The sequence below is a fragment of the Streptomyces sp. NPDC101151 genome (assembly GCF_044768335.1).
In the GTDB taxonomy this organism is placed as follows: Bacteria; Actinomycetota; Actinomycetes; order Streptomycetales; family Streptomycetaceae; genus Streptomyces.
This window is the reverse complement of sequence record NZ_JBIWPP010000019.1, coordinates 135,370-156,234: the sequence shown is the minus strand read 5'-3', so window position 1 is coordinate 156,234 and position 20,865 is coordinate 135,370. Positions and strand designations below refer to the sequence as shown.

General features: G+C 72.1%; 18 protein-coding genes. 9 read left to right on the top strand and 9 right to left on the bottom strand.

Going from position 1 to position 20,865, the window contains the following annotated elements; genetic code table 11:
• The 4 genes from ACIRU3_RS30115 to ACIRU3_RS30100 all read left to right on the top strand — a co-directional run.
• Window positions 1-513 (top strand): alpha-glucosidase C-terminal domain-containing protein (locus tag ACIRU3_RS30115; protein ID WP_404062644.1); only part of this gene is annotated, 513 nt, incomplete at its 5' end.
• A gap of 93 nt (window positions 514-606) precedes the next feature.
• Window positions 607-2,022, top strand: a complete 1,416-nt coding sequence (locus ACIRU3_RS30110) for a maltokinase (RefSeq protein ID WP_404062642.1) — start codon at window positions 607-609, stop codon at window positions 2,020-2,022.
• Between the two features lie 161 nt (window positions 2,023-2,183).
• Window positions 2,184-4,430: a 1,4-alpha-glucan branching enzyme gene (gene glgB, locus ACIRU3_RS30105; RefSeq protein WP_404062658.1), complete on the top strand. Its 2,247-nt coding sequence runs from the start codon at window positions 2,184-2,186 to the stop codon at window positions 4,428-4,430.
• A gap of 354 nt (window positions 4,431-4,784) precedes the next feature.
• Window positions 4,785-5,237 (top strand): hypothetical protein, encoded by a 453-nt coding sequence (locus tag ACIRU3_RS30100; RefSeq protein ID WP_404062639.1) that lies wholly within the window; start codon window positions 4,785-4,787, stop codon window positions 5,235-5,237.
• A gap of 40 nt (window positions 5,238-5,277) precedes the next feature.
• Here the strand turns inward: ACIRU3_RS30100 and ACIRU3_RS30095 are convergent, their stop codons facing one another.
• From ACIRU3_RS30095 to ACIRU3_RS30080, 4 genes are all read right to left on the bottom strand, one after another.
• The gene (locus ACIRU3_RS30095) at window positions 5,278-7,506 is read right to left on the bottom strand and encodes a HelD family protein (protein ID WP_404062637.1); all 2,229 of its coding nucleotides are present in this window, start codon (window positions 7,504-7,506) and stop codon (window positions 5,278-5,280) included.
• Between the two features lie 167 nt (window positions 7,507-7,673).
• Complete coding sequence (locus ACIRU3_RS30090; RefSeq protein ID WP_404062655.1) at window positions 7,674-7,988, bottom strand: thioredoxin family protein; 315 nt, start codon at window positions 7,986-7,988, stop codon at window positions 7,674-7,676.
• 14 nt (window positions 7,989-8,002) lie between these two features.
• Window positions 8,003-8,431 (bottom strand): MerR family transcriptional regulator, encoded by a 429-nt coding sequence (locus ACIRU3_RS30085; RefSeq protein WP_404062635.1) that lies wholly within the window; start codon window positions 8,429-8,431, stop codon window positions 8,003-8,005.
• A gap of 29 nt (window positions 8,432-8,460) precedes the next feature.
• Window positions 8,461-8,982: an Lrp/AsnC family transcriptional regulator gene (locus ACIRU3_RS30080; RefSeq protein ID WP_404062632.1), complete on the bottom strand. Its 522-nt coding sequence runs from the start codon at window positions 8,980-8,982 to the stop codon at window positions 8,461-8,463.
• Between the two features lie 45 nt (window positions 8,983-9,027).
• On the opposite strand from ACIRU3_RS30080, the gene ACIRU3_RS30075 reads away from it, so the two are divergent.
• Window positions 9,028-9,942, top strand: coding sequence for an NAD-dependent epimerase/dehydratase family protein (locus ACIRU3_RS30075; protein ID WP_404062629.1), 915 nt, complete (start codon window positions 9,028-9,030; stop codon window positions 9,940-9,942).
• 1 nt (window position 9,943) lies between these two features.
• Window positions 9,944-10,837 (top strand): aldo/keto reductase, encoded by an 894-nt coding sequence (locus ACIRU3_RS30070; RefSeq protein WP_404062627.1) that lies wholly within the window; start codon window positions 9,944-9,946, stop codon window positions 10,835-10,837.
• Between the two features lie 38 nt (window positions 10,838-10,875).
• Here the strand turns inward: ACIRU3_RS30070 and ACIRU3_RS30065 are convergent, their stop codons facing one another.
• Window positions 10,876-11,643 (bottom strand): DUF2127 domain-containing protein, encoded by a 768-nt coding sequence (locus tag ACIRU3_RS30065; RefSeq protein ID WP_404062625.1) that lies wholly within the window; start codon window positions 11,641-11,643, stop codon window positions 10,876-10,878.
• 104 nt (window positions 11,644-11,747) lie between these two features.
• Window positions 11,748-13,430 (bottom strand): MFS transporter, encoded by a 1,683-nt coding sequence (locus tag ACIRU3_RS30060; protein ID WP_404062622.1) that lies wholly within the window; start codon window positions 13,428-13,430, stop codon window positions 11,748-11,750.
• 118 nt (window positions 13,431-13,548) lie between these two features.
• Here ACIRU3_RS30060 and ACIRU3_RS30055 point away from each other — a divergent pair, with 118 nt between their 5' ends.
• On the top strand, window positions 13,549-14,172 hold the full coding sequence (locus tag ACIRU3_RS30055; RefSeq protein ID WP_404062620.1) for a TetR/AcrR family transcriptional regulator: 624 nt from the start codon (window positions 13,549-13,551) through the stop codon (window positions 14,170-14,172).
• 116 nt (window positions 14,173-14,288) lie between these two features.
• Here the strand turns inward: ACIRU3_RS30055 and ACIRU3_RS30050 are convergent, their stop codons facing one another.
• Window positions 14,289-15,701 carry a cation:dicarboxylate symporter family transporter gene (locus tag ACIRU3_RS30050; protein WP_404062652.1) on the bottom strand — a complete coding sequence of 471 codons (1,413 nt, stop codon included), beginning with the start codon at window positions 15,699-15,701 and terminating at the stop codon, window positions 14,289-14,291.
• A gap of 121 nt (window positions 15,702-15,822) precedes the next feature.
• Between ACIRU3_RS30050 and ACIRU3_RS30045 the strand changes: the two genes are divergently transcribed.
• Entirely contained in the window at window positions 15,823-17,469 is a 1,647-nt protein-coding gene (locus tag ACIRU3_RS30045; protein ID WP_404062619.1) for an ATP-binding protein, read from the top strand.
• Window positions 17,466-18,152 (top strand): response regulator, encoded by a 687-nt coding sequence (locus ACIRU3_RS30040; RefSeq protein WP_404062617.1) that lies wholly within the window; start codon window positions 17,466-17,468, stop codon window positions 18,150-18,152. The genes ACIRU3_RS30045 and ACIRU3_RS30040 overlap by 4 nt, the downstream gene beginning before the upstream one ends.
• Here ACIRU3_RS30040 and ACIRU3_RS30035 read toward each other — a convergent pair.
• Window positions 18,037-20,262, bottom strand: a complete 2,226-nt coding sequence (locus ACIRU3_RS30035) for an ATP-binding protein (RefSeq protein WP_404062615.1) — start codon at window positions 20,260-20,262, stop codon at window positions 18,037-18,039. The genes ACIRU3_RS30040 and ACIRU3_RS30035 overlap by 116 nt on opposite strands.
• Before the next feature lie 30 nt (window positions 20,263-20,292).
• The gene (locus ACIRU3_RS30030; RefSeq protein WP_404062613.1) at window positions 20,293-20,832 is read right to left on the bottom strand and encodes a hypothetical protein; all 540 of its coding nucleotides are present in this window, start codon (window positions 20,830-20,832) and stop codon (window positions 20,293-20,295) included.
• Between the last annotated feature and the right edge of the window lie 33 nt (window positions 20,833-20,865).

The window sequence follows — 20,865 nt, the reverse complement described above, 5'->3', positions numbered from 1 at the left end:
GAGATCGGCATGGGCGACAACATCTGGCTCGGCGACCGCGACGCCGTACGCACCCCCATGCAGTGGACCCCCGACCGCAACGCCGGATTCTCCTCTAGCGACCCCGGACGCCTCTTCCTGCCCACGATCATGGACCCGGTCTACGGCTACCAGGTCACCAACGTCGAAGCCTCCATGTCCTCCCCGTCCAGCCTGCTCCACTGGACCCGCCGCATGATCGAGATCCGCAAACAGAACCCCGCCTTCGGGCTCGGGTCCTACACCGAGCTGCAGTCCTCGAACCCCGCGGTGATCGCCTTCCTGCGCGAGTACGAGGACGACCTGGTGCTGTGCGTGCACAACTTCTCACGGTTCGCGCAGCCCACGGAGCTGGACCTGAGGCGGTTCACCGGGCGGCATCCCGTCGAGCTGTTCGGCGGGGTGCGGTTCCCGGCGATCGGCGAGCTGCCGTACCTGCTGACCCTCGCGGGCCACGGCTTCTACTGGTTCCGGCTCCGCCGGGACGCCGCGTAGTGCGGCCGGGTGGGACGGCCGGCGGTTTCCGCCGTCCCACCCGGGGCACGCATCAGTAACACCCCGACTATCCGGGGAAAGGACGAGACGCCCATGGCGGAATCGGTCACCCCCTTCGGCACCACTCCCAGTTCCGGTCACCTCCTCGCCTCGCTGGCACCCCTGTTGCGTGAGTGGCTGCCCAGGCAGCGCTGGTTCGCGGGCAAGGGACGCCAGGTCACCGGGTTCACCCCGGTGGCCACCACCGAACTGCTGCCCCCCGACGGCCGGCTGGGCCTGTACCACCTGCTCCTGCGCGTGCACCAACCGCCGATACCCGGCGCCCCGCCGCACCCCGGTGACTGCTACCAGCTGCTGATAGGTGTGCGCGAGGCCCTGCCGCCCCGGCTGGCGCCCGCGCTCATCGGACATGTGGATCAGGGCCCGCTCGCCGGCCGGACGGTGTACGAGGCCCTGTACGACCCCCGGCCCGCCGACCTGCTGCTGGAGGCCCTGCGCACCCGGGCCCGCGTCGGCGGGCTCCGTTTCGAACGGAACGAGAGCCAGGAGATCCGGGAAGGACTCGTGGCCCGCCTGATGACCGCCGAGCAGTCCAACTCCTCGATCGTCTACGGCGATACGTTCATCCTGAAGCTGTTGCGCCGCGTGGTCCCCGGCGACAACCCCGATCTGGAACTACCGCTGGCCCTGTCCCGCGAGAGCTGTGCGCGGGTGCCCGCGCCGACGGCGTGGCTCCGTGCCGAGCTGGACGCCGAGTCGTACGTGCTGGCCGTGCTCCAGCCGTTCGTGACCGGCGCGGCCGACGGCTGGGAGCTGGCGCTGAGCGAGCTGGCCAAGGGCGAGGACTTCGTCGCCGAGGCCCGGGCGCTGGGCCGGGCCACCGCCGAGGTGCACACGGCCCTCGCCCGCGCCCTGCCGACGGTCACCCTGGGCCATGCCCAGCTGGAACTGCTGGTGCACGGCATGACCGAGCGGCTGGCGGCGGCCGTCCAGGCGGTGCCGACGCTGCGGCCGTACGAGCGCGGGCTGCGCTCCGCCTTCGGGGCACTGGCCGAACTGGCCGCCGAGGGGCGTACCTGGACCGCCCAGCGCATCCACGGCGACCTGCACCTCGGCCAGTGTCTGCGCTCGCCGTCCGGCACCTGGTCGCTGATCGACTTCGAGGGCGAGCCGGCCCGGCCACTGGCCGAACGGCGCCTGCCGCAGCCGCCGGTGCGGGACATCGCGGGGATGCTGCGCTCCTTCGACTACGCCGCCCGCTCGGCGAGCCCGCCCGCACCGGACTGGGCGCACGGCTGCCGGGCCGCGTACTGCTCCGGGTACGCGGAGGTGGCCGGCCGCGATCCGCGCACCGATCCCGTGCTGCTGCGGGCCTACGAAACCGACAAGGCCGTCTACGAAGTCGTCTACGAGGCCCGTCACCGTCCCGACTGGCTGCCCGTACCCCTCGCGGCGGTCCGCCGCCTCGCCACGTCCGACCCGACCCTCGCCCGGGAGACCCGTCCGTGACGTCCAAGAAGCCAGCCACCTCGAAGAACAAGTCCGGCAAGAGCAGGACGGACCAGCACAGGCCCGAACAGAACAAGGCCGACCGGAGCGGGTCCGGCACGACCGGGGCCGAGCAGGGCAAGGCCGGGAAGAAGGCCGCCCGCGAGACCGGTTCCGCCGGGATCCCGAGTGCCCGCAAGCCCGAACCGCCCGCCCGGCAGCGCCCCTTGGAGATCGCCGTCTCCCCCGCGGTCGACGCCGGCGACCGCGAGCGGCTGCTGCACGGCACCCACCACGACCCGCACTCCGTCCTCGGCGCCCACCAGGTTCCCGGCGGGGTCGCCTTCCGCGCCTTCCGCCCCTACGCGCAGGCGGTCACCGTGGTCTCCGGCGACCTGCGGGCCGACCTGCACGACGACGGCGACGGCTTCTTCTCGGGGCTGCTCCCGCTCACCGACGTCCCCGCGCACCGGCTGCTCGTGACGTACGACGGCACCGTCCACGAGACCGAGGACGCCTACCGTTTCCTGCCCACGCTCGGCGAGCTGGACCTGCATCTGATCGGCGAGGGCCGGCACGAGCAGCTGTGGCAGGTGCTCGGCGCGCACGTCATCACGCACCAAGGGCTGACCGGCACCCGGTTCACGGTGTGGGCGCCGAACGCGCGGGGCGTACGGGTCGCGGGGAGCTTCTGCTTCTGGGACCCCACCGGGTATCCGATGCGCTCGCTCGGCTCCAGCGGGGTGTGGGAGCTGTTCGTGCCGGGCATCGGCGAGGGCGAGCTGTACAAGTTCGAGATCACCCGCCCGGACGGCTCACGCACCCTGCGCGCCGACCCGCTGGCCCGCCGCACCGAGGTCCCGCCGGCCACGTCCTCGATCGTGCACGCCTCGCACCACGAGTGGGGCGACGCGGAGTGGATGGCCCACCGCGCCGACACCCCTGTGCACGAGGCGCCCGTCTCGGTCTACGAGGTCCACCTGGCGTCCTGGCGCCCCGGCCTGACGTACCGCCGGCTCGCCGAACAACTCCCGGCGTACGTGACCGAGATGGGCTTCACGCATGTGGAGCTGATGCCGGTCGCCGAGCATCCCTTCGGCGGCTCCTGGGGCTACCAGGTCACCGGCTTCTACGCCCCGACGGCACGCCTGGGGACCCCGGACGACTTCAAGTACCTGGTGGACCGGCTGCATCAGGCGGGCGTCGGCGTCCTGATGGACTGGGTGCCGGCCCACTTCCCGCGCGACGAGTGGGCGCTGGCCGAGTTCGACGGGCGCCCGCTGTACGAGCACCACGACCCGCTGCGGGCCGCCCACCCCGACTGGGGCACCCTGGAGTTCGACTTCGGCCGCCGCGAGGTGCGCAACTTCCTGGTGGCGAACGCCGTGTACTGGTGCGAGGAGTTCCACATCGACGGGCTGCGGGTGGACGCCGTGGCCTCCATGCTCTACCTCGACTACTCGCGCGAGCCGGGCCAGTGGGCGCCGAACGAGTTCGGCGGCCGGGAGAACCTGGACGCGGTCGCCTTCCTGCAGGAGATGAACGCCACCGTCTACCGGCGCTGCCCGGGCGTGGTGACCATCGCCGAGGAGTCCACCGCCTGGGACGGCGTCACCCGGCCCACCCACCACAAGGGCCCGAGCGGTTTCGGCGGGCTCGGCTTCGGGCTGAAGTGGAACATGGGCTGGATGCACGACTCGCTCCAGTACATGGGCCACGACACCGTCCACCGCAGGTACCACCACCACGAGATGACCTTCTCGATGGTGTACGCGTACAGCGAGAACTACGTGCTGCCGATCTCCCACGACGAGGTCGTGCACGGCAAGCGGTCCCTCGTCTCGAAGATGCCGGGCGACTGGTGGCAGCAGCGGGCCGACCACCGGGCCTACCTCGGCTTCATGTGGGCCCATCCGGGCAAGCAACTCCTCTTCATGGGCCAGGAGTTCGCACAGGGTGCCGAGTGGTCCGAGGCGCACGGCCCCGACTGGTGGCTGCTCGACCCGTCCTACGGCGCGGAGGCCGATCACCGGGGTGTGCGGGATCTCGTGCGGGACCTGAACGGGCTGTACCGCGCGACCCCGGCCCTGTGGCAGCGCGACACCGACCCGGCGGGCTTCCAGTGGATCACCGGGGACGCGGCGGACGACAACGTCTTCGCGTTCCTGCGCCTGGATGCCGACGGCAACCCGCTGCTGGCCGTCTCCCACCTGTCCCCGGCGGTCCGGCACGACTACCGCATCGGCGTGCCCGAGGACGTCCCGGCCTGGCTGGAGGTGCTGAACACCGACGCGGCCCGCTACGGCGGCGGCGACGTCATCCACCCGGACGTCGTCAAGCCCGAGGCCCACCCCCGGCACGGCCGCCCGGCGAGCATCCGCCTGACCCTGCCGCCGCTGGCGACGGTGTGGCTGCGACCGGCCTGGTGACCGGCACTTGAGCCCAAACCGGTCGGAGCTTTGTATTCCTTTTGCGTACATGCCATGAAGAACTTACGCTCGGCCGCTCATCACCCCGGATGAGCGAAGGGAACCCGAGTGCGACACCCCCTGGCCACCGGCACCGTCCGGGTCCGGCGAAGACCCCGCAGGCGCCCGGGGTGGGCAGCCGTCCTGCCGGCCGCGACGGCCTCCACCTCGCTGCCGCCGGTTCGTCGCGTGTGGTCCACGACTGCCGGCGGCGCTGGGCGCGGAGCGGCGGCCTGTTCGACCCGTGCCGGCCGTACTTCACCGGCATCGGGCCGGCCGACAGCGCCTTCCCCGGAACGGTTGCGAGGTACTGGCATGCGCCGCGCCCTTCTGACACCGCTTCTCGTGGTAGCCCTGACCGGTTGCTCGCTGTTCGGCGAGGACACGCCGTGCACCCAGGCCGACGCGGACTCGCGCGTCTCGGTCGTGTGGCGGCCGTCCGACTTCGGCGGTCCCGACGCGGCCAGGATCCGGCTCTGCGTGGACGGCACCTGCAAGGAGCGGGCGTCGGGCGATCCCGACGACCCGTTCCGCTCGGTGACGGTCCGGCTGCCCGACGGCACCGGCGCGTCCACCGTGCCGGTGAGACTCACCGTGACCTCCGCGAAGACCGGTGACCCGGTCGTCCGGGACAGCACCCGGGCCGAGCTGACCGAGCAGCACCCCAACGGCACGTCCTGCCCGCCGGCCGTCCGGACGGCGACGTACCGCGCCGATCCCGGCAAGGGACTCACCTCGCCGAAGGGGATGTCCCTGCAGAACAAGTGAGACCAGAGGGCCTGGAGCAGCTGCTCCAGGCCCTCTGCGGTCACTCCGTCGCGGCCAGCCCCGGCGGCAGCGTCCCGGTGTGCAGCACCCCGAGCCGCTGCGTCGCCCGGGTCAGCGCCACGTACAGGTCGCTCGTGCCGTACCGGGCCGGTTCCACGACCAGTACCGAGTCGAACTCCAGGCCCTTGGCCTGGCGGGGGTCGAGCAGGACGACCGTCCGGGTCAGGTCGGGCTCCGCGCCGGCCGTGACGCCGTCCAGCCGGGTGGCCAGCTTGCGGTGCAGGTCGCGCGGGGCGATGACCGCGAGCCTGCCCTCGGCGGGCGTCAGCTCCTCGACCGCCTCGGCGACGGCGCCGGGCAGGTCGCCGGTGGCGCGCACCCAGGGCCGTACACCGGTCGAACGGACCGAACTCGGCGGTTCGAAGCCGGGGTCGTGGGCGCGGACGACGGCTGCCGCGAGATCCATGATCTCCGCCGGCGTGCGGTAGTTGACGCCGAGGCGCGTGTGCTCCCAGCGGTCCTCGACGTACGGCTGGAGGATCTTGTGCCAGGAGCCGACGCCCGCCGCCTCCGCGGTCTGTGCCGGGTCGCCGACCAGGGTGATCGAACGGGTCGGGCTGCGCCGCATCAGCAGCCGCCAGGCCATCGGCGACAGCTCCTGTGCCTCGTCCACGATGATGTGGCCGAAGGCCCAGGTCCGGTCGGCCGCGGCGCGCTCGGCGGCGCTGCGGTGGTCCGCCTCCTCGTGCCGCTCGGCGAATCTCTCGGCATCGATGATGTCGTGGGCGGACAGCACCTCGGAGCCGTCCGGGTCGCTGTCCTCCTTGTCGTCGAACTCGTAGGTGCGGGAGGCGTACGACACGTCCAGCACGCCCTGTGCGTAGGCGACCTGTGTCTCCCGCTCGCGATCGGCGCGGGCCCTCGCCAGCCGGCCGTCCTCACCGAGGAGTTCGGCCGCCTCGTCCAGCAGCGGCACGTCGGCGACGGTCCAGGCCCGGGTCACCGGGCGGCGGATCGCGTCGGCGTCCGCCTCGGGGAGGTAGCCGTCCGGTTCGGCGAGGAAGTCCGCGATCAGCCGCCGCGGTGTGACCCGGGGCCACAACTGGTCGATGGCGGACCATACTTCGGGGTTCTCGGCGAGATCGTCGCGGATCTGGGTGACGTCGGAGGCGTCCAGCAGGCTGCTGCCGTCGTACGGGTCGGTGCCCACCCGCTCGGCGTACAGCTCCGTGAGCACGTTGAGGATGTGGCCCTCGAAGTACTCACGGGACGCGTTGTGCGGCAGCTCGGCGGCACGCGTGCGCTCGCGGGCGACCCCGACGAGGCCGTCGTCCAGCATCAGCACCTCGCGGTCGTGCTCGATCGCGATGACCGGGTCGGGCAGCGCCTGCCGGTCACGTACGACGGCGGCGAGCACATCGGCCATGTCGGCCCGGCCCTTCACGGCGGCCGCCTCGGGGGTGTCGGCGGCGGTGGCCTTCACGCCCGGGAACAGCTCGCCGACCGTGGCCAGCAGCACCCCGGTCTCGCCGAGCGAGGGCAGCACCTCGCCGATGTAGCCGAGGAAGGCCGGATTGGGTCCGACGATGAGGACGGCCCGGCGGGCCAGCAGCTCCCGGTGTTCGTAGAGGAGATAGGCCGCCCGGTGCAGCGCCACCGCCGTCTTGCCGGTGCCGGGGCCGCCCTCGACGACCAGCACCCCGCGGTGCGGTGCCCGGATGATGCGGTCCTGGTCGGCCTGGATGGTCTGCACGATGTCGCTCATGCGGCCGGTGCGCGCCGAGTCGAGCGCGGCCAGCAGCACGGCGTCCCCGCTGGGGTCCTCGTGGCCGGTGCGGGTGGCGTCGCCGAGGTCCAGGATCTCGTCGTGCAGGGAGGTCACGGTCCGGCCCTGGGTGGCGATGTGCCGACGGCGGCGCAGGCCCATCGGGGTGTGACCGGTGGCCAGGTAGAAGGGGCGGGCGACATCGGCGCGCCAGTCGATGAGAACCGGTGTGTGCTCGGTGTCGTCCTCGCGCAGCCCGATCCGGCCGATGTGGTGGACCGTGCCGTCGGCGAGGTCGATCCGGCCGAAGCAGAGCGAGCCGTCGACGGCGTTCAGCGCGGCGAGCAGCCCCGAGCGCTCGGCGACCAGGATGTCCCGCTCCAGCCGGGCCTGCATGGGCTTGTCTCCCTGGGCGAGCGCGTCCGCGACCGAGGTCTCGGCCGTGCCGCGCAGCACGTCCACGCGTGCGTACAGTCCGTCGATGAATTCCTGTTCGTGCCGCAATTCATCGTCTGGAAATTCGGTGTTTGACAATTCCGCTCCCGCCCGGATATACTGTGCCCACTGAACTTCTCCGCGACTATTCCTATGGAAGTCGCGAATCCCTGAATATACGCACAGAAATCCCCCGAGCGCAATTGCTCGGGGGATTTTTTGCGGGCGGCCCGGCTTTACAGCACGCCGGCCAGCTCCTCCAGCAGCCGCCGCTTGGGCCTGGCGCCCACCATCGACCGCACCGGCTCACCGCCCTGGAAGACCATCAGGGTCGGCGTGGCCAGCACACCGTAGGCGACCGTCGTCTGCGGATTGCGGTCCACGTCCAGCTGGACGATCTTCAGCCGGTCGCCCTCCTCGAAGGCGATGTCCTTCAGCACCGGCGCCAGCTGCCGGCACGGCCCGCACCAGTCGGCCGTGAACTGCACGAGCACCGGAAGGTCCGCGCCGATCACCTCCGCCTCGAAGTCCGCGTCCGTCACCTCGGCCAGTCCGCTCACCAAGCTCACCGTGTCAGCCCTCCAAGCTCGCACACGGGTTCCGGACCCCCCGGAACCAGCGCCTCGGCGGCCAGCTCGTCCCTGGCCCGCTCGGCCCGCTCCAGCTGCCCCGCGACGGTCTCCCGCACCGCCTGGAGCTGCCCGACGAGCGCGTCCAGCTCGTCCAGCTTGCGCCGGTAGACGGCGAGGGAGGCCGGGCAGGAGTCGCCCTCCGGGTGCCCGGCCCGCAGGCACTCCACGAACGGCCGCGTCTCCTCCAGGCCGAACCCGAAGTCCTGCAGCGTCCGGATCTGCCGGAGCATCCTGAGGTCGTCCTCGTCGTAGGTGCGGTGTCCCTTGTCGTCGCGCCGGGCGGACAGCAGCCCCCGTGCCTCGTAGTAGCGCAGGGTGCGGGTGGTGGTCCCGGCCCGTGCGGCCAGCTCGCCGATTCGCATACCCACGACCGTAGGTCTTGACGTCGGCGTCAAGGCAAGACGGGCGGCAGGAGAGGCTTCCGGCGCACCGGCGAGGACAGCACGATCGAGGTCGTCGTACGGCCCAGCGCCGAGGTCTGCGCCAGGATCTCCTCCAGGTGCACGGTGTCGGTGACGGCGACCTTGAGGATCCAGCAGTCCTCGCCGACGACGTGGTGCACCTCGGTGATCTCCGGGCGGTCGATCAGCTCCAGGGTCTTCGGGTGCTTGAGGGTGTAGCCGCCGTGCGGGTTCACCCGGACGAAGGCCTGGATGCCGTAGCCGAGGCGGGCGGGCGCGACCTGGGCGCCGTAGCCCTCGACCGCGCCCGCCGCCTCCAGCCGGCGCACCCGCTCGGCCACGGCCGCCGGGCTCAGGCTGACCCGCCGTCCCAGCTCGCTGAGCTTGATCCGGCCGTCGGTCTGCAGCAGCTCCAGCAGCTGCCGGTCGACCGCGTCGAAGGCCACTGGTGTTTCGTTGGTGACGGCCCGCAGATGCCGTTGTTCTTTCGGTGCGGTGCCTGTATCTCCCATGTCTCCCCCTTCAGCAACCGCTGTGACGCCCGGAGAATTATGGGCATGACAAAGGCACGAGAGGTACTGGTCATCGGCGGCAACCGCTATTTCGGCAAGCGGCTGATCGGACGGCTGGTGGCGGCCGGCGACCGGGTCACGGTCCTGAACCGTGGTTCGTCGGCGCCCCCGCCGGGCGTGGTGCAGCTGGTGGCCGACCGCGACGACGAGAAGGCCCTGGCCGGGGCCGTCGGCACCCGCACCTTCGACGTCGTCCTCGACCAGGTCTGCTACACGCCCCGCCAGGCGGCGATCGCCCGCCGCGTCTTCACGGGGCGCACCGGACGTTATGTGATGACGTCGACGGTGGAGGTGTACGAGCACGAGGACTCCGAGCTGCCGGTGCCGGAGCGCGCGGTGGACCCGGCCGCGGTCGCCGTCGACCTGGACCTCCCCTGGGACGAGCCGGAGTTCGTCGAGGCGCACTACGGCGAGGGCAAGCGGCAGGCGGAGGCGGTGTTCACCGCGGCCGGCCCGGACCTGCCGTTCGCGTCCGTGCGGGTGGCCCATGTGCTGGGCGGCGACGACGACTTCACCGGCCGTCTGGAGCACTACGCCGACCGGATCCGCACCGGCGACCCCATCGCCGTGCCGCCGGTCGTGCACCCGGCGACGTACATCCACGTCGAGGAGATCGCGGACTTCCTGTTCTGGGCTGCGGGCGAGGACTTCACGGACCCGGTGAACGCCGCCTCCCACGGCACGCTGGCCCTGGACGAGCTGTGCGCGGCGGTGGCGGCGCAACTGCCGCGCGGGAAGACGGTGTTCGAGGTGACCGGGTCCGCCGGGGTCTCCCCCTTCGCCTTCCGCCGCCGCTACGCGATGGACAACTCCCGGTCCGCGCGGCTCGGTTTCCCCTTCGGTGACGTACGGCGCTGGCTGCCGAAGGCCGTCGCCGAGACTCTTGGAAAGGACCACTGAGATGCGCCACCGCATGCTGGGCGGACTTCGGGTGAGCGCGGTCGGGCTCGGGGCCATGCCGCTGTCGATCGAGGGCCGGCCGGACGAGGCGCGCGCCCTGGCCACGGTGCACGCGGCCCTGGACGCCGGCGTGACCCTGCTGGACACGGCCGACTCCTACCATCTGCCGGGCCGGGAGCCCGGTCACAACGAGCTCCTCCTCGCCCGCGCGCTCGCGACCTACGGCGGTGACACCGACGGTGTGCTGGTGGCCACCAAGGGCGGCCGGGGCCGTCCGGGCGACGGCAGCTGGACGGTGACGGGCTCGCCCCGGCACCTCAAGGCGGCCGCCGAGGCCTCCCGCAAACGGCTCGGCGTGGAGGCGATCGGCCTGTACCAGCTGCACCGGCCGGACCCGGACGTGCCCTTCGAGGAGTCCGTCGGCGCACTGCGCGAGCTGCTGGACGAGGGCACCGTCCGGCTGGCCGGCCTCTCCAATGTGGACACGGACCAGATCCTGCGGGCCCGCGCGATCCTCGGCGACCGGCTGGTGTCGGTCCAGAACCGTTACTCGCCCGAGGTCCGCGACAGCGAGCCGGAGCTGCGGCTGTGCGCGGAGCTGGGTCTTGCGTTCCTGCCCTGGAGCCCGCTGGGCGGGATCTCGCGCAGTTCGCTGGACGGGCCGTCGGGACTGGACGGCAGGGCGCGGTTCGCCGCGTTCCACGAGGTGGCCGAGGAGCGTGGGGTGAGCCCCCAGCAGGTCTGCCTCGCCTGGCTTTCGTCGCTCTCGCCGACCCTGATCCCGATCCCGGGCGCGAGCCGTCCGGAGACGATCCGGGACTCGGCGGGGTCGGCGGAGCTGCTGCTGGACGAAGCCGAACTGGCGCGTCTGACGGAGGCCGCACGGACTCCTTGAGGCCACGGAGGGAAGGGGCCGGGACGGCGGGGGCGGATTCAGCCGGCGGTGACCCCCGCCGACTCCTCGATCTCCATCAGGGAGGCGCTGTGCCGCTCCTCCTCGAACTTCCGGCGCCCGCCGCGCAGCCCGAACAGCCGCTTGGTCAGGGCGATGTAGAGGACCGCGAGGATGTTGAGGACAAGCGTGGCGATCTTCAGCCAGCTGATGTGCTCGGTGAGTTCGTAGATCTCCAGCGGCAGGAAGGCGGCGGTGGCGACCACGGTCAGGTACTCCGCCCAGCGCTTGGCGTACCAGAGCCCGACGGCCTCGATCAGCTCGATCAGCGCGTAGGCCAGCAGCAGGGCGGCGACCAGCAGCAGGGTGGAGTGCCGGTAGCCGAAGGCCTTCTGGATGGAGCCGACGACCGGTGAGTGGTCGAGGTCGTAGTGGAAGTGCCGGAACACCGGCCGCAGGACGTCCAGGTACTCGTTGAAGAGCCGGCGCACCGCGTCCTGGCTGTTGCTGAACTTCCACACCGCGACCGCGACCAGCACGATGAACACCCCGCGCACGGCCCGCTCGATCGCCAGGAAGCGCAGGATGAACAGGTCCCGCAGCACCTTCCCGCGCGGCACCAGCGGCGCCTCGTCGGCCGGTCCCGAGCCGTGCGGCTCGCCGAGCACGAAGTCGCCGCAGCGCAGACAGCGCCACACGGCACCGAGCGCGGTCTCGGCGTGCAGCCGTGCCCGCAGCCGTGGGTCGTCGGGCGCGTAGGTCACATGGCCCTTGCGTGCGCAGGTCCGCCGGTCCCAGTCGATCTTCATCCCCCGTGCCTCCGTACGGCGTTCGGGAACGAGCACGAACGTGCCGTTCCGGTTGATCCGGAGCGGCACGTTAGTGGATGCGGGTGAGAAGGGGGCGCGAGGGGTCAGCCGGCGGCGCTGTCCACGGATTCCTTCTGCTCGGCCTTCTCCTCCGGTGCGGTCGTGGCGGCGGCCTCGCGGCGTGGCAGCAGGACCGCCACCAGGATCGTGCCGATGCCCAGGACCACCGCGCCGACCAGGCTGGTGCGGGCGACGGCGTCGGCGAAGGACGAACCGACCGCGTCCGCCATCTGGCGGGCGCCGGAGGCGAGCCGGGCTGCCTGCTCCTTGAGCTGCGCGGCCTGCTGCGGGTCGCTCGCCTGCGCGGCCTGTGCGGCCAGCCGGTGCGCCTGGTCGCCGATGCCCTGCGCGACCGCGTACCCGGCGCCGACCGAGTCCTGCGCCCTCTCCAGGGCGCTCGCCGGGAGCTTGCTGCCGGCAGTGGCGTCGGTGAGGTGGTCGCCGTAGGAGGTGGCGAGCAGCGAGCCGAGGATCGCGATGCCGAGGGAGCCGCCCAGTTCCAGCGAGGTGTCGTTGACCGCGCCGCCGACCCCCAGCTCGGACTCCGGGAAGGCGCCCATGATGGCGTCGGTGCAGGGCGAGAGGGCGAGTCCGATGGCGAGGCCGAGGATGACGAGGGGCGCCACGAAGTCGCCGTACGTCGAGCCCGCGTCCACCCGCGTCAGCAGCGCGAGTGCCGTCGTACCGCCGACCATGCCCGCGGTGACGGTGAGCTTCATGCCGACGCGCGGGGTGAGCCAGCCGGTGAGGGCCGAGCCGACGAAGACCGCGCCGGCCAGCGGCAGCATGCGGACGCCGGTCTCCAGGGCGTCGTAGCCGAGGACGAACTGCAGGTGCTGCGTGAGGTAGTAGAAGGCGCCGAAGACCGCGAGGAAGAACAGGGCGACGGCGAGGTTGGAGCCCGCGAAGCGGCGGTCGGTGAAGCGGCGGACGTCCAGGATCGGGCGGGGGTGGCGCAGTTCCCAGCCGACGAAGGCGATCAGGCCCACGCCCGCCACGACGGCGGCGGTGACGGCCTTGACGCCCCAGCCGAAGTGCGGCCCCTCGATGATCATGTAGACGAGCGAGCCGGTCCACACGACCGACAGCAGTCCGCCGATGTAGTCGATGCGGTCGTGGTGTCCGGCCTTGGAGGGCGGTACGAGGACGAGGGCGCCGACGATCGCCACGGCGGCGACGGGGACGTTGATCAGGAAGGTCGAGGACCAGCCGTGGTCGCGCAGCAGGGCGCCCGCGACCACCGGTCCGGCGGCGATGGCGAGCCCCGCGGTGGCGGTCCACAGCGTGATGGCCTTGGCGCGCTCGGCCCGCGGGAAGGTCGCGGCGAGCAGGGAGAGCGTGGCGGGCATGATGAGCGCCGCGCCGACGCCCATCACGGCACGGGCCGCGATGACGGCCGTCGAACTGCCTGCGAAGTAGCCGGCGATCGCGCCGCCGGCGAAGACGACCAGTCCGAGCACCAGCGCGCCGCGCCGGCTGTACTTGTCGCCGATCGCGCCGAGCAGCAGCATCAGCGCCGCGTACGGGACGGTGTAGCCGTCGATCACCCACTGCAGGTCGGCGCTGGACAGACCGAGGTCCCGGGTCATGTCGGGCGCCGCGACCGTGAGGGCGGTATTGGCCATCACGATGATCAGCAGGCTCAGGCAGAGCACCAGGAGCGCCCACCAGCGCCGGGCATAGGGGCGGTCCGTCCTCTCGACCGGTTCGTTCATGACGAGTCGCATGGCAGGGATCGCCTTCCTCACAGCGCGACGAGAAGTTGCACAGCACCGTGCAATTGCACAGCCATGTGCAATGTACGTCGTTGCACAGCCCTGTGCAAGTCGCGGAGGAGCGTGCAGAATGACTGCCATGACCACGGGTAACACCAGCCGCGCCGACGCCAACCGGCGCCGCATCCTCGACGTCGCCCTCGCCGAGCTGCTGCGCGATCCCGACGTCTCCATGGACCAGATCGCGCGCGCCGCGGGGGTCGTACGGCGGACGGTGTACGGGCACTTCCCCAGCCGCGAGGCGCTGATCAGCACGCTCGTCGACGGGGCGGTGGAAGCGCTGGCGGACGCGGACGTGGGGGCCCGTGACGGGGTGGCGGACCCGGCGGAGGCCGTGGCCCGCTCGGTGCTCGCCATCTGGCAGATCGCCGACCGCTACCGGCTGCTGGTCGCCCTGGCCCAGCGCACGGTCACCGTGCAGGGCATCCGCGAACGCCTCGCGCCCCTGCGCGAGAACAAGGTGCGGCTGCTCCAACGCGGCCTGGACGAGGGCGTCTTCGACTCCCCGCTGCCCGCGCAGGCCCTCGCGTACGTGCACGAGCAGATGCTGTTCGCGGTGATGGAGGCGGTGAACGACGGGCTGGTGACAGCGCAGGAGGCGGGCCGCTCGGCCACGGTCACCGTACTGACCGCGGCGGGCGTGCCCGCCTCCACGGCCACCGCGCTGGTGGCCGGGGTGAGTGGAAAGTCGTAGGGGGGAGCGGAAAGCCGGGCGGCCGAGTGAACGGGGGAGACTCGGCCGCCCGGCGGTGGTGACCGGACGCCCGGCCCGGGTTCAGGCAGGGCCGGGCGTCCGGAGCCTTCCAGGGGTCAGGCCTTGGCGAGTTCCTTCTCGCCGCCCTGCCCGGGCACCTCGGCAGGGCCGTTCCCACCCTCGTCCAGCAGGGTCGTCTCGTCGAACGGCAGCTCCCCGGCAAGGACCTGCCTGACCCGCCCCTTGTCGATCTCCTTCGTCCACGTGCCGACCAGAACGGTCGCCACCGCGTTGCCCGCGAAGTTCGTCAGCGCACGCGCCTCGCTCATGAAGCGGTCGATGCCGACGATCAGGCCGACGCCGTCGACCAGCGCGGGCTTGTGCGACTGGAGACCGCCGGCCAGGGTGGCGAGACCCGCACCGCTGACGCCCGCCGCGCCCTTGGAGGCCAGCAGCAGGAAGAGCAGCAGCGGGATCTGCTCGGCGACCGACATCGGCGTACCCAGGGCGTCCGCGATGTACAGCGACGCCATGGTCATGTAGATCATCGTGCCGTCGAGGTTGAAGGAGTAACCGGTCGGCACGGTGATGCCGACGACCGGCTTGCTGACGCCCAGGTGCTCCATCTTCGCGATCAGCCGCGGCAGCGCGGACTCGGAGGAGGAGGTCGACAGGATCAGCAGGAACTCGCGGGCGAGGTACTTGAACAGCGAGAAGACGTTCAGCCCCGCGACGAGCCGCAGCAGCGCACCGAGCACGATGAAGACGAACAGGAAGCAGGTGACGTAGAAGCCGAGCATCAGCACGGCGAGGCTCTTCAGCGCGTCCAGACCGGCGGAGCCCACGACGGCGGCGATGGCGCCGAAGGCACCGATCGGCGCGGCCCACATCACCATCGACAGGATGCGGAAGACGAGACGCTGGATGTGCTCGATGCCGCGCAGCACCGGCTGCCCGACCGACCCCATGGCCTGGAGCGCGAACCCGGCGAGCAGCGCGACCAGCAGGGTCTGCAGCACCTGGCCCTCGGTGAACGCGGACACGAAGGTCGTCGGAATGATCGACAGGACGAAGTCGACCGGCGGCAGCGCGTCGGGAGACACCTGGTCGTGCCCGGTCGCCTTGAGGGCGTCGGTGAGGTGCAGGCCGTCACCGGGGTGCAGCACATTGCCGACGACAAGGCCGATGGCGAGGGCGACGAGCGACATCACGAGGAAGTAGCCGAGCGCGATACCGCCGACGGCACCGACCTTCGCGGCCTTCCGGACGGATCCGATCCCGAGCACGATCGTGCAGAAGATGATCGGCGAGATCATCATCTTGATCAGGTTCACAAAACCGGTGCCCAGCGGCTTCAGCTCGACTCCCGCGTCGGGCCAGATGAGCCCCACCGCGATACCGAGCGCCACCGCCACGATGACGGCGATGTACAGGTAATGGGTCCGGTCCCGCTTCACGCGGGGTGCGGCAGGTGCCGTATCGGGGGAACTGGCGGCCACGGCTGCCCTCCTTGACGTCTTCGTCGGCATCACCGGCGTGCGGCTCACGTCCGGGGGTTGTGGGGGATGCCGTGACTATCTCCCGGACTGTGAGAGCGGTCACCCTTCCGTTCATTTAGTTCACGCTCAACCGGAGAGGCACACTGCTGACATGCGCTTCCCCTCCCTGCCCCGACCCCGCAGCCTGGCGGCCCAGCTGTTCGCCATGCAGGCGGTGCTGATAACGGTGGTCGTGGCCGGGTACGCGCTGTTCACCTACGTCAGCGACACGCACCAGGCCGAGGACGCCGCGGCCCGCCACGCCACGGCGGTGGCCCGCTCGATCGCGGACTCCCCCTCCGTCCGCGCGGCGATCCACACCCCCGATCCGACCAAGGACCTGCAGCCCTACGCGATGCAGGTGATGCGGGACGCGAACGTCGACTTCGTGACGATCATGAACCCGTCCGGCATCCGCTGGACCCACCCCGACGAGCAGCAGATCGGCAGGCACTTCCTCGGCCGCATCGACCCCGCCCGGCACGGCCGCACCTTCACCGAGACGTACACCGGCACCCTCGGCGCATCCGTCCGTGCGGTCACCCCGGTGGCGGAGAACGGCCGGGTCATCGGCCTGGTCAGCGCCGGCATCAAGGTCGAGGCGATCAGCGAACGGGTCCAGGACCAGGTCACGGCCCTGCTCGGGGTGGCCGGCAGCGCGCTGCTGCTGGGCGCGGTCGGCACCTACGTGATCAACGCCCGCCTCCGCCGCCACACCCACGGCATGAACGCCACCGAGCTGAGCCGGATGCACGACTACCACCAGGCGGCGCTGCACGCGGTCCGCGAAGGGCTGCTGATGCTGGACGGGCAGTACAGGGTGGCGCTGATCAACGACGGCGGCCGGGAACTGCTGGGAGTCGGCGAGGAGGAGGACGTGGTCGGCCGGTCGGTGGCGGACCTCGGCCTGCCGGCACCGCTGACCGGGGCACTGCTCGCGTCGGAGCCGCGCGTGGACGAGGTGCACCTGACGGCGTCCCGGGTGCTGGTGGTGAACACCTCACCGGTGTCGGGCGGCGAGCGCCGGGGCACGGTGGCGACCCTGCGTGACGTGACCGAACTCCAGTCCCTGATGGGCGAGTTGGACTCGGAGCGGGGCTTCACGCAGGCCCTTCGCTCCCAGGCGCACGAGGCCGCGAACCGCCTCCACACGGTCGTCTCGCTGATCGAGCTGGGCCGGGCGCAGGAGGCGGTGGACTTCGCGACGGCGGAACTGGAGCTGGCCCAGACCCTCACGGACCAGGTGGTGACGGCGGTCGGCGAGCCGGTGCTTGCGGCCCTGCTGCTGGGCAAGACGGCACAGGCGAACGAGCGGGGCGTGGAGCTGGTGGTGTCCCAGGACAGCCGGCTGGACGACGGCCTGCTCCCGCCCGAGCTGTCGGCGCGCGACCTGGTCACGATCCTCGGCAACCTCATCGACAACGCGGTGGACGCGGCGCAGGGCAGCACGGGAGCGCGGGTGACGGTGACCGCGTACGCCTCGGACGCCGAACTGGTGCTGCGTGTGTCGGACACCGGACCGGGTGTCGACCCCGCCCATGCCGACCTGGTGTTCCAACGGGGGTTCAGCACGAAGCCGGCGGGACCCGACGGACGCGGACTGGGCCTGGCCCTGGTCCGGCAGGCCGTCACCCGGCTCGACGGGAGGCTGACGGTGGCGGAGTCCGAAGAGGAGGGGGCCGGCGGAGCGGTGTTCGAGGTGCGGTTGCCGTTGCGCACGGCGGTCGGGCCCTCCCCGGTGCCGGGAGGCGACACATGACCCAGACGCAGCCCATCCGGGTCCTCGTGGTGGAGGACGACCCGGTGGCCGCCGACGCGCATGTGATGTACGTCGGACGGGTGCCGGGGTTCGTGGCGGTCGGCAAGGCGCACACGGGCGCGGAAGCACGCCGGATCCTGGACCGGACACCGGTGGATCTGCTGCTTCTGGACCTGCACCTGCCGGATGTGCACGGGCTGCAGTTGGCGCGGTCGCTGCGGGCGGCCGGGCATCACGCGGACGTGATCGCGGTGACCTCGGCGCGGGACCTGGCCGTGGTCCGGGAGGGCGTCTCGCTGGGAGTCGTCCAGTACGTGCTGAAGCCGTTCACCTTCGCGACCCTGCGCGACCGGCTGATCCGCTACGCCGAGTTCCACGCGGCGGCCGGCGAGGCGAGCGGACAGGACGAGGTGGACCGGGCGCTTGCGGTGCTCCGGGCCCCCTCCCCGGCGGCGCTGCCCAAGGGGCTGAGCGCGCCGACGCTGGAGCGGGTCACCGTGGCCCTGCGCGACGTCGCGGGCGGCCTCACGGCGACCGGCGTCGCCGAGGCGGTCGGCATCTCGCGCATCACGGCACGCCGGTATCTGGAGCACCTGGTGGATGCCGGGCGGGCGGCCCGGAGCCCGCAGTACGGGACGGTGGGGCGGCCGGAGTTGCAGTACCGCTGGGTGAAGGGGCAGTGATCCGGGCGGCGCGCCGGGCCTGGGCGGCGTCCCGGGCGGAGCCCGCGCGTTCGTAGGCCTCGGCGGCTCGCAGCCGGTGGGTGCGGGCCCGCGCCGGGTCGCCCGTGGTGTCGTGGACGAGGGCGAGGGCGGACAGGGTCTGCCCCGCCCCGTGCCAGTCCTCGAACTCCTCGCAGATCTCCAGCCCGTCGAGGCACGCGGCGACGGCCTCCGCCGGCTTCCCTGCCGCGTTGAGCGCGAGTCCGTAATTGTGCCAGGCGCGGCCCTCGCGCGGCCGGTCGCCCGTCTCCCGGTAGAGGTCCAGCGCCCGGCGCAGCGCGTCGAGCGCCTCCGGCACGCGGACGGCCTTGCGGTGCATCAGCGCCAGGTTGTTCCAGGCCCCGGCCTCACCGTGCCGGTCTCCGGTGCGCCGGAACAGGGCGAGCGCGTGCCGCAGGGCGGCGACGGCCGCGTCCCCGTCGCCCACGTCCCCGAGTACCGCGGCCAGGTTGGACACGGCCATGGCCCTGCCGCCTTCGTTCCCCAGGTCGTCGTACAGCACGAGGGCCCGCCGGCCCGCCGTGAAGGCCTCCCGCAGCCGGCCGCTCCCGCGCAGAGCGACCCCCATCCTGTTCCAGGCGTCCGCCTCGCGGCCCGTGTCCCCCGCGCGGTGCGCGGCGGCCTGGGCGGCCCGGGACACGCCGACCCCGTCGTCGAAGTAGCGCCGCCACTGGAGGTACTCGGCCAGAGCGGCGGCAAGAGCGGTCGCATCGCGTGCCAGGTGATCCTCCGCGGCCCAGCGCGTCGCGGCCACCAGGTTCGTCCGCTCCTCGTCCAGCCAGGAGAGCGCCTCCTCACGGTCGCGGAACGGTCCGGACGCACGGTCCCGGGCGCCGGGCCGCACCGACGCGTCGGCGGCCTCGGCCCGCCGCAGGTAGAAGGCCAGCACCCGCCTCCTGCCCTCCGCGCGCTCCACCGCGGTCGCTTCCCCGGCCGCGTACTCCCGGACGAGGTCGTGCAACCGCCAGCGCCCCCGCCGGCCTCCCGGTTCGACCAGGTGGGCGCGTTCCAGTGCGCTGAGGTACGCCGGTGTGCCGGGCTCGTCGCCCAGGAGAGCGGTGAGAGCACCGAGGCCCGACTCCGTGCCCGGCATGAGCGCGAGAAGGCGCAGCAGCCGCGCCTGGGCGTCGGGCAGCCGCCGGTACGACAGCTCGAACGCGGCGCGCACACTGCGCTCCCCGTCGGTCAGGCGGTCCAACCGGCCGCGGCGGTCCTCCAGTTCGGAAACGAGTTCGTGGACGGGACGCAGCGGAGCAGCTGCCAGCTGCGCCGAGGCGATCTGCAGGGCGAGCGGCAGACGGGCGCACAGCTCGGCGAGCCGGACGGCCGCCGCCGGGTCGTCGGCGACGCGGCCGTCATCGGGGTCGGCCGCCCGCAGGGCCTGGTCGAGAAGAGCGCGAGAGGCGTCCGGCGGCAGTTCCGCGACGGGCAGGAGCCGGGCGCCCAGGGCCGGGAGCCGGTGCCGCGAGGTGGTCAGCACCCGGTGTCCGGGGCCGCCCGGCAGGAGCGGCCGGACCTGCTCGGCGGAGCAGGCGTTGTCGGCCACGAGGAGGACGGGGCCCCGGTCACGTGCGAGGTCGGCGAGCACGCTGCGATACAGCGCACCGCGCTCGTCGCCGGTGCCGGGAAGAAGTGCGGGCGGCACACCGACGGCACGGAGGAGCGCTTGGAGGGCCAGGTCCGCCGTGGTCGGCGTGTCGTCGTAGCCGTGCAGATCGACGAAGAGCGTCCCGCCCGGGAACCAGCCCCGCGCGCACGCCTGGTGGGCTGCCTCCAGGGCCAGCGCGGTCTTGCCGATGCCACCGAGGCCGGACAGGGCGGTGACGGGAGCGCCGGCGCCGGGGGCGGTGGGGTCGAGGGCCGCGAGGAGGGTGCGCAGTTCGGGCTCACGGCCGGTGAAACCGGGCAGCCCGGCGGGGAGGCCCAGGAGGGCGGTCGGGGCAGACCCGTAGTGGTGATGGTGCTGATGCTGTTCCGCCTTGCCGATGACCGGCCCGCGGAACACCGAGCCCCCGAAGTCGACATGGTCCCCGTACTCACCGCGCATCGCGCCGCCCGGTTCCTCCCTCACCGCTCACCGCACCACACCGTACGCCGGGCGTCACTCCGATCCGAGGTACCCCGCGTACACCAGGACCTGCACACCGAGCCCGATCACGGCCAGGGCCTCGAAGACGGACACCGCGAGCAGCCCGCCACCGTGCAGGCCTGCGGTCCAGTAGACGGTGAGCCCGGCGAGCGGCACCAGACAGAAGGCGAGCAGATCGATGAAGCACTGCACGGCCTTACGGGAACGGCGGCGGCCATCGGTCCGATGGACGCTCTCCCAGACGAACGCCTCCTCGGCGCCGGCGATCCGGCCGAGCTTCGGGCCCAGGTCGTCGCGTATGTAGGTGCCGATGGCCGAGATCTTGTGGTCATTGACGAGGTACGTCCACCCGAGCACCACGCACACGGGCGGCAGCGCGAGCAGCATCGCAGGCTGTCTCGCCTGCGCCGCGGCGGCGATCACCGCGGCCACGACCGTGAGGGTGACGTACAGCAGATTGTCCCGGAACCCGATCCGCGTCTTCTGCTCGTCCTTGATCGTCTGGTACTCGGTGAGCAACAACTGCCCCACGGTCACGTCGCGTTCCGCCACTCGGACCCCTTTCCCCGGCAGTACCTTTAAGAG

Coding starts and splice junctions, on each gene's coding strand:
- ACIRU3_RS30065 (WP_404062625.1), bottom strand. CDS start 11,643: ATGAAGATCGACTGGGACCGGCGGACCTGCGCACGCAAGGGCCATGTG.
- ACIRU3_RS30040 (WP_404062617.1), top strand. CDS start 17,466: ATGACCCAGACGCAGCCCATCCGGGTCCTCGTGGTGGAGGACGACCCG.
- ACIRU3_RS30060 (WP_404062622.1), bottom strand. CDS start 13,430: ATGCGACTCGTCATGAACGAACCGGTCGAGAGGACGGACCGCCCCTAT.
- ACIRU3_RS30075 (WP_404062629.1), top strand. CDS start 9,028: ATGACAAAGGCACGAGAGGTACTGGTCATCGGCGGCAACCGCTATTTC.
- ACIRU3_RS30045 (WP_404062619.1), top strand. CDS start 15,823: ATGCGCTTCCCCTCCCTGCCCCGACCCCGCAGCCTGGCGGCCCAGCTG.
- ACIRU3_RS30070 (WP_404062627.1), top strand. CDS start 9,944: ATGCGCCACCGCATGCTGGGCGGACTTCGGGTGAGCGCGGTCGGGCTC.
- ACIRU3_RS30085 (WP_404062635.1), bottom strand. CDS start 8,431: ATGCGAATCGGCGAGCTGGCCGCACGGGCCGGGACCACCACCCGCACC.
- ACIRU3_RS30055 (WP_404062620.1), top strand. CDS start 13,549: ATGACTGCCATGACCACGGGTAACACCAGCCGCGCCGACGCCAACCGG.
- ACIRU3_RS30110 (WP_404062642.1), top strand. CDS start 607: ATGGCGGAATCGGTCACCCCCTTCGGCACCACTCCCAGTTCCGGTCAC.
- ACIRU3_RS30050 (WP_404062652.1), bottom strand. CDS start 15,701: ATGCCGACGAAGACGTCAAGGAGGGCAGCCGTGGCCGCCAGTTCCCCC.
- ACIRU3_RS30100 (WP_404062639.1), top strand. CDS start 4,785: ATGCGCCGCGCCCTTCTGACACCGCTTCTCGTGGTAGCCCTGACCGGT.
- ACIRU3_RS30080 (WP_404062632.1), bottom strand. CDS start 8,982: ATGGGAGATACAGGCACCGCACCGAAAGAACAACGGCATCTGCGGGCC.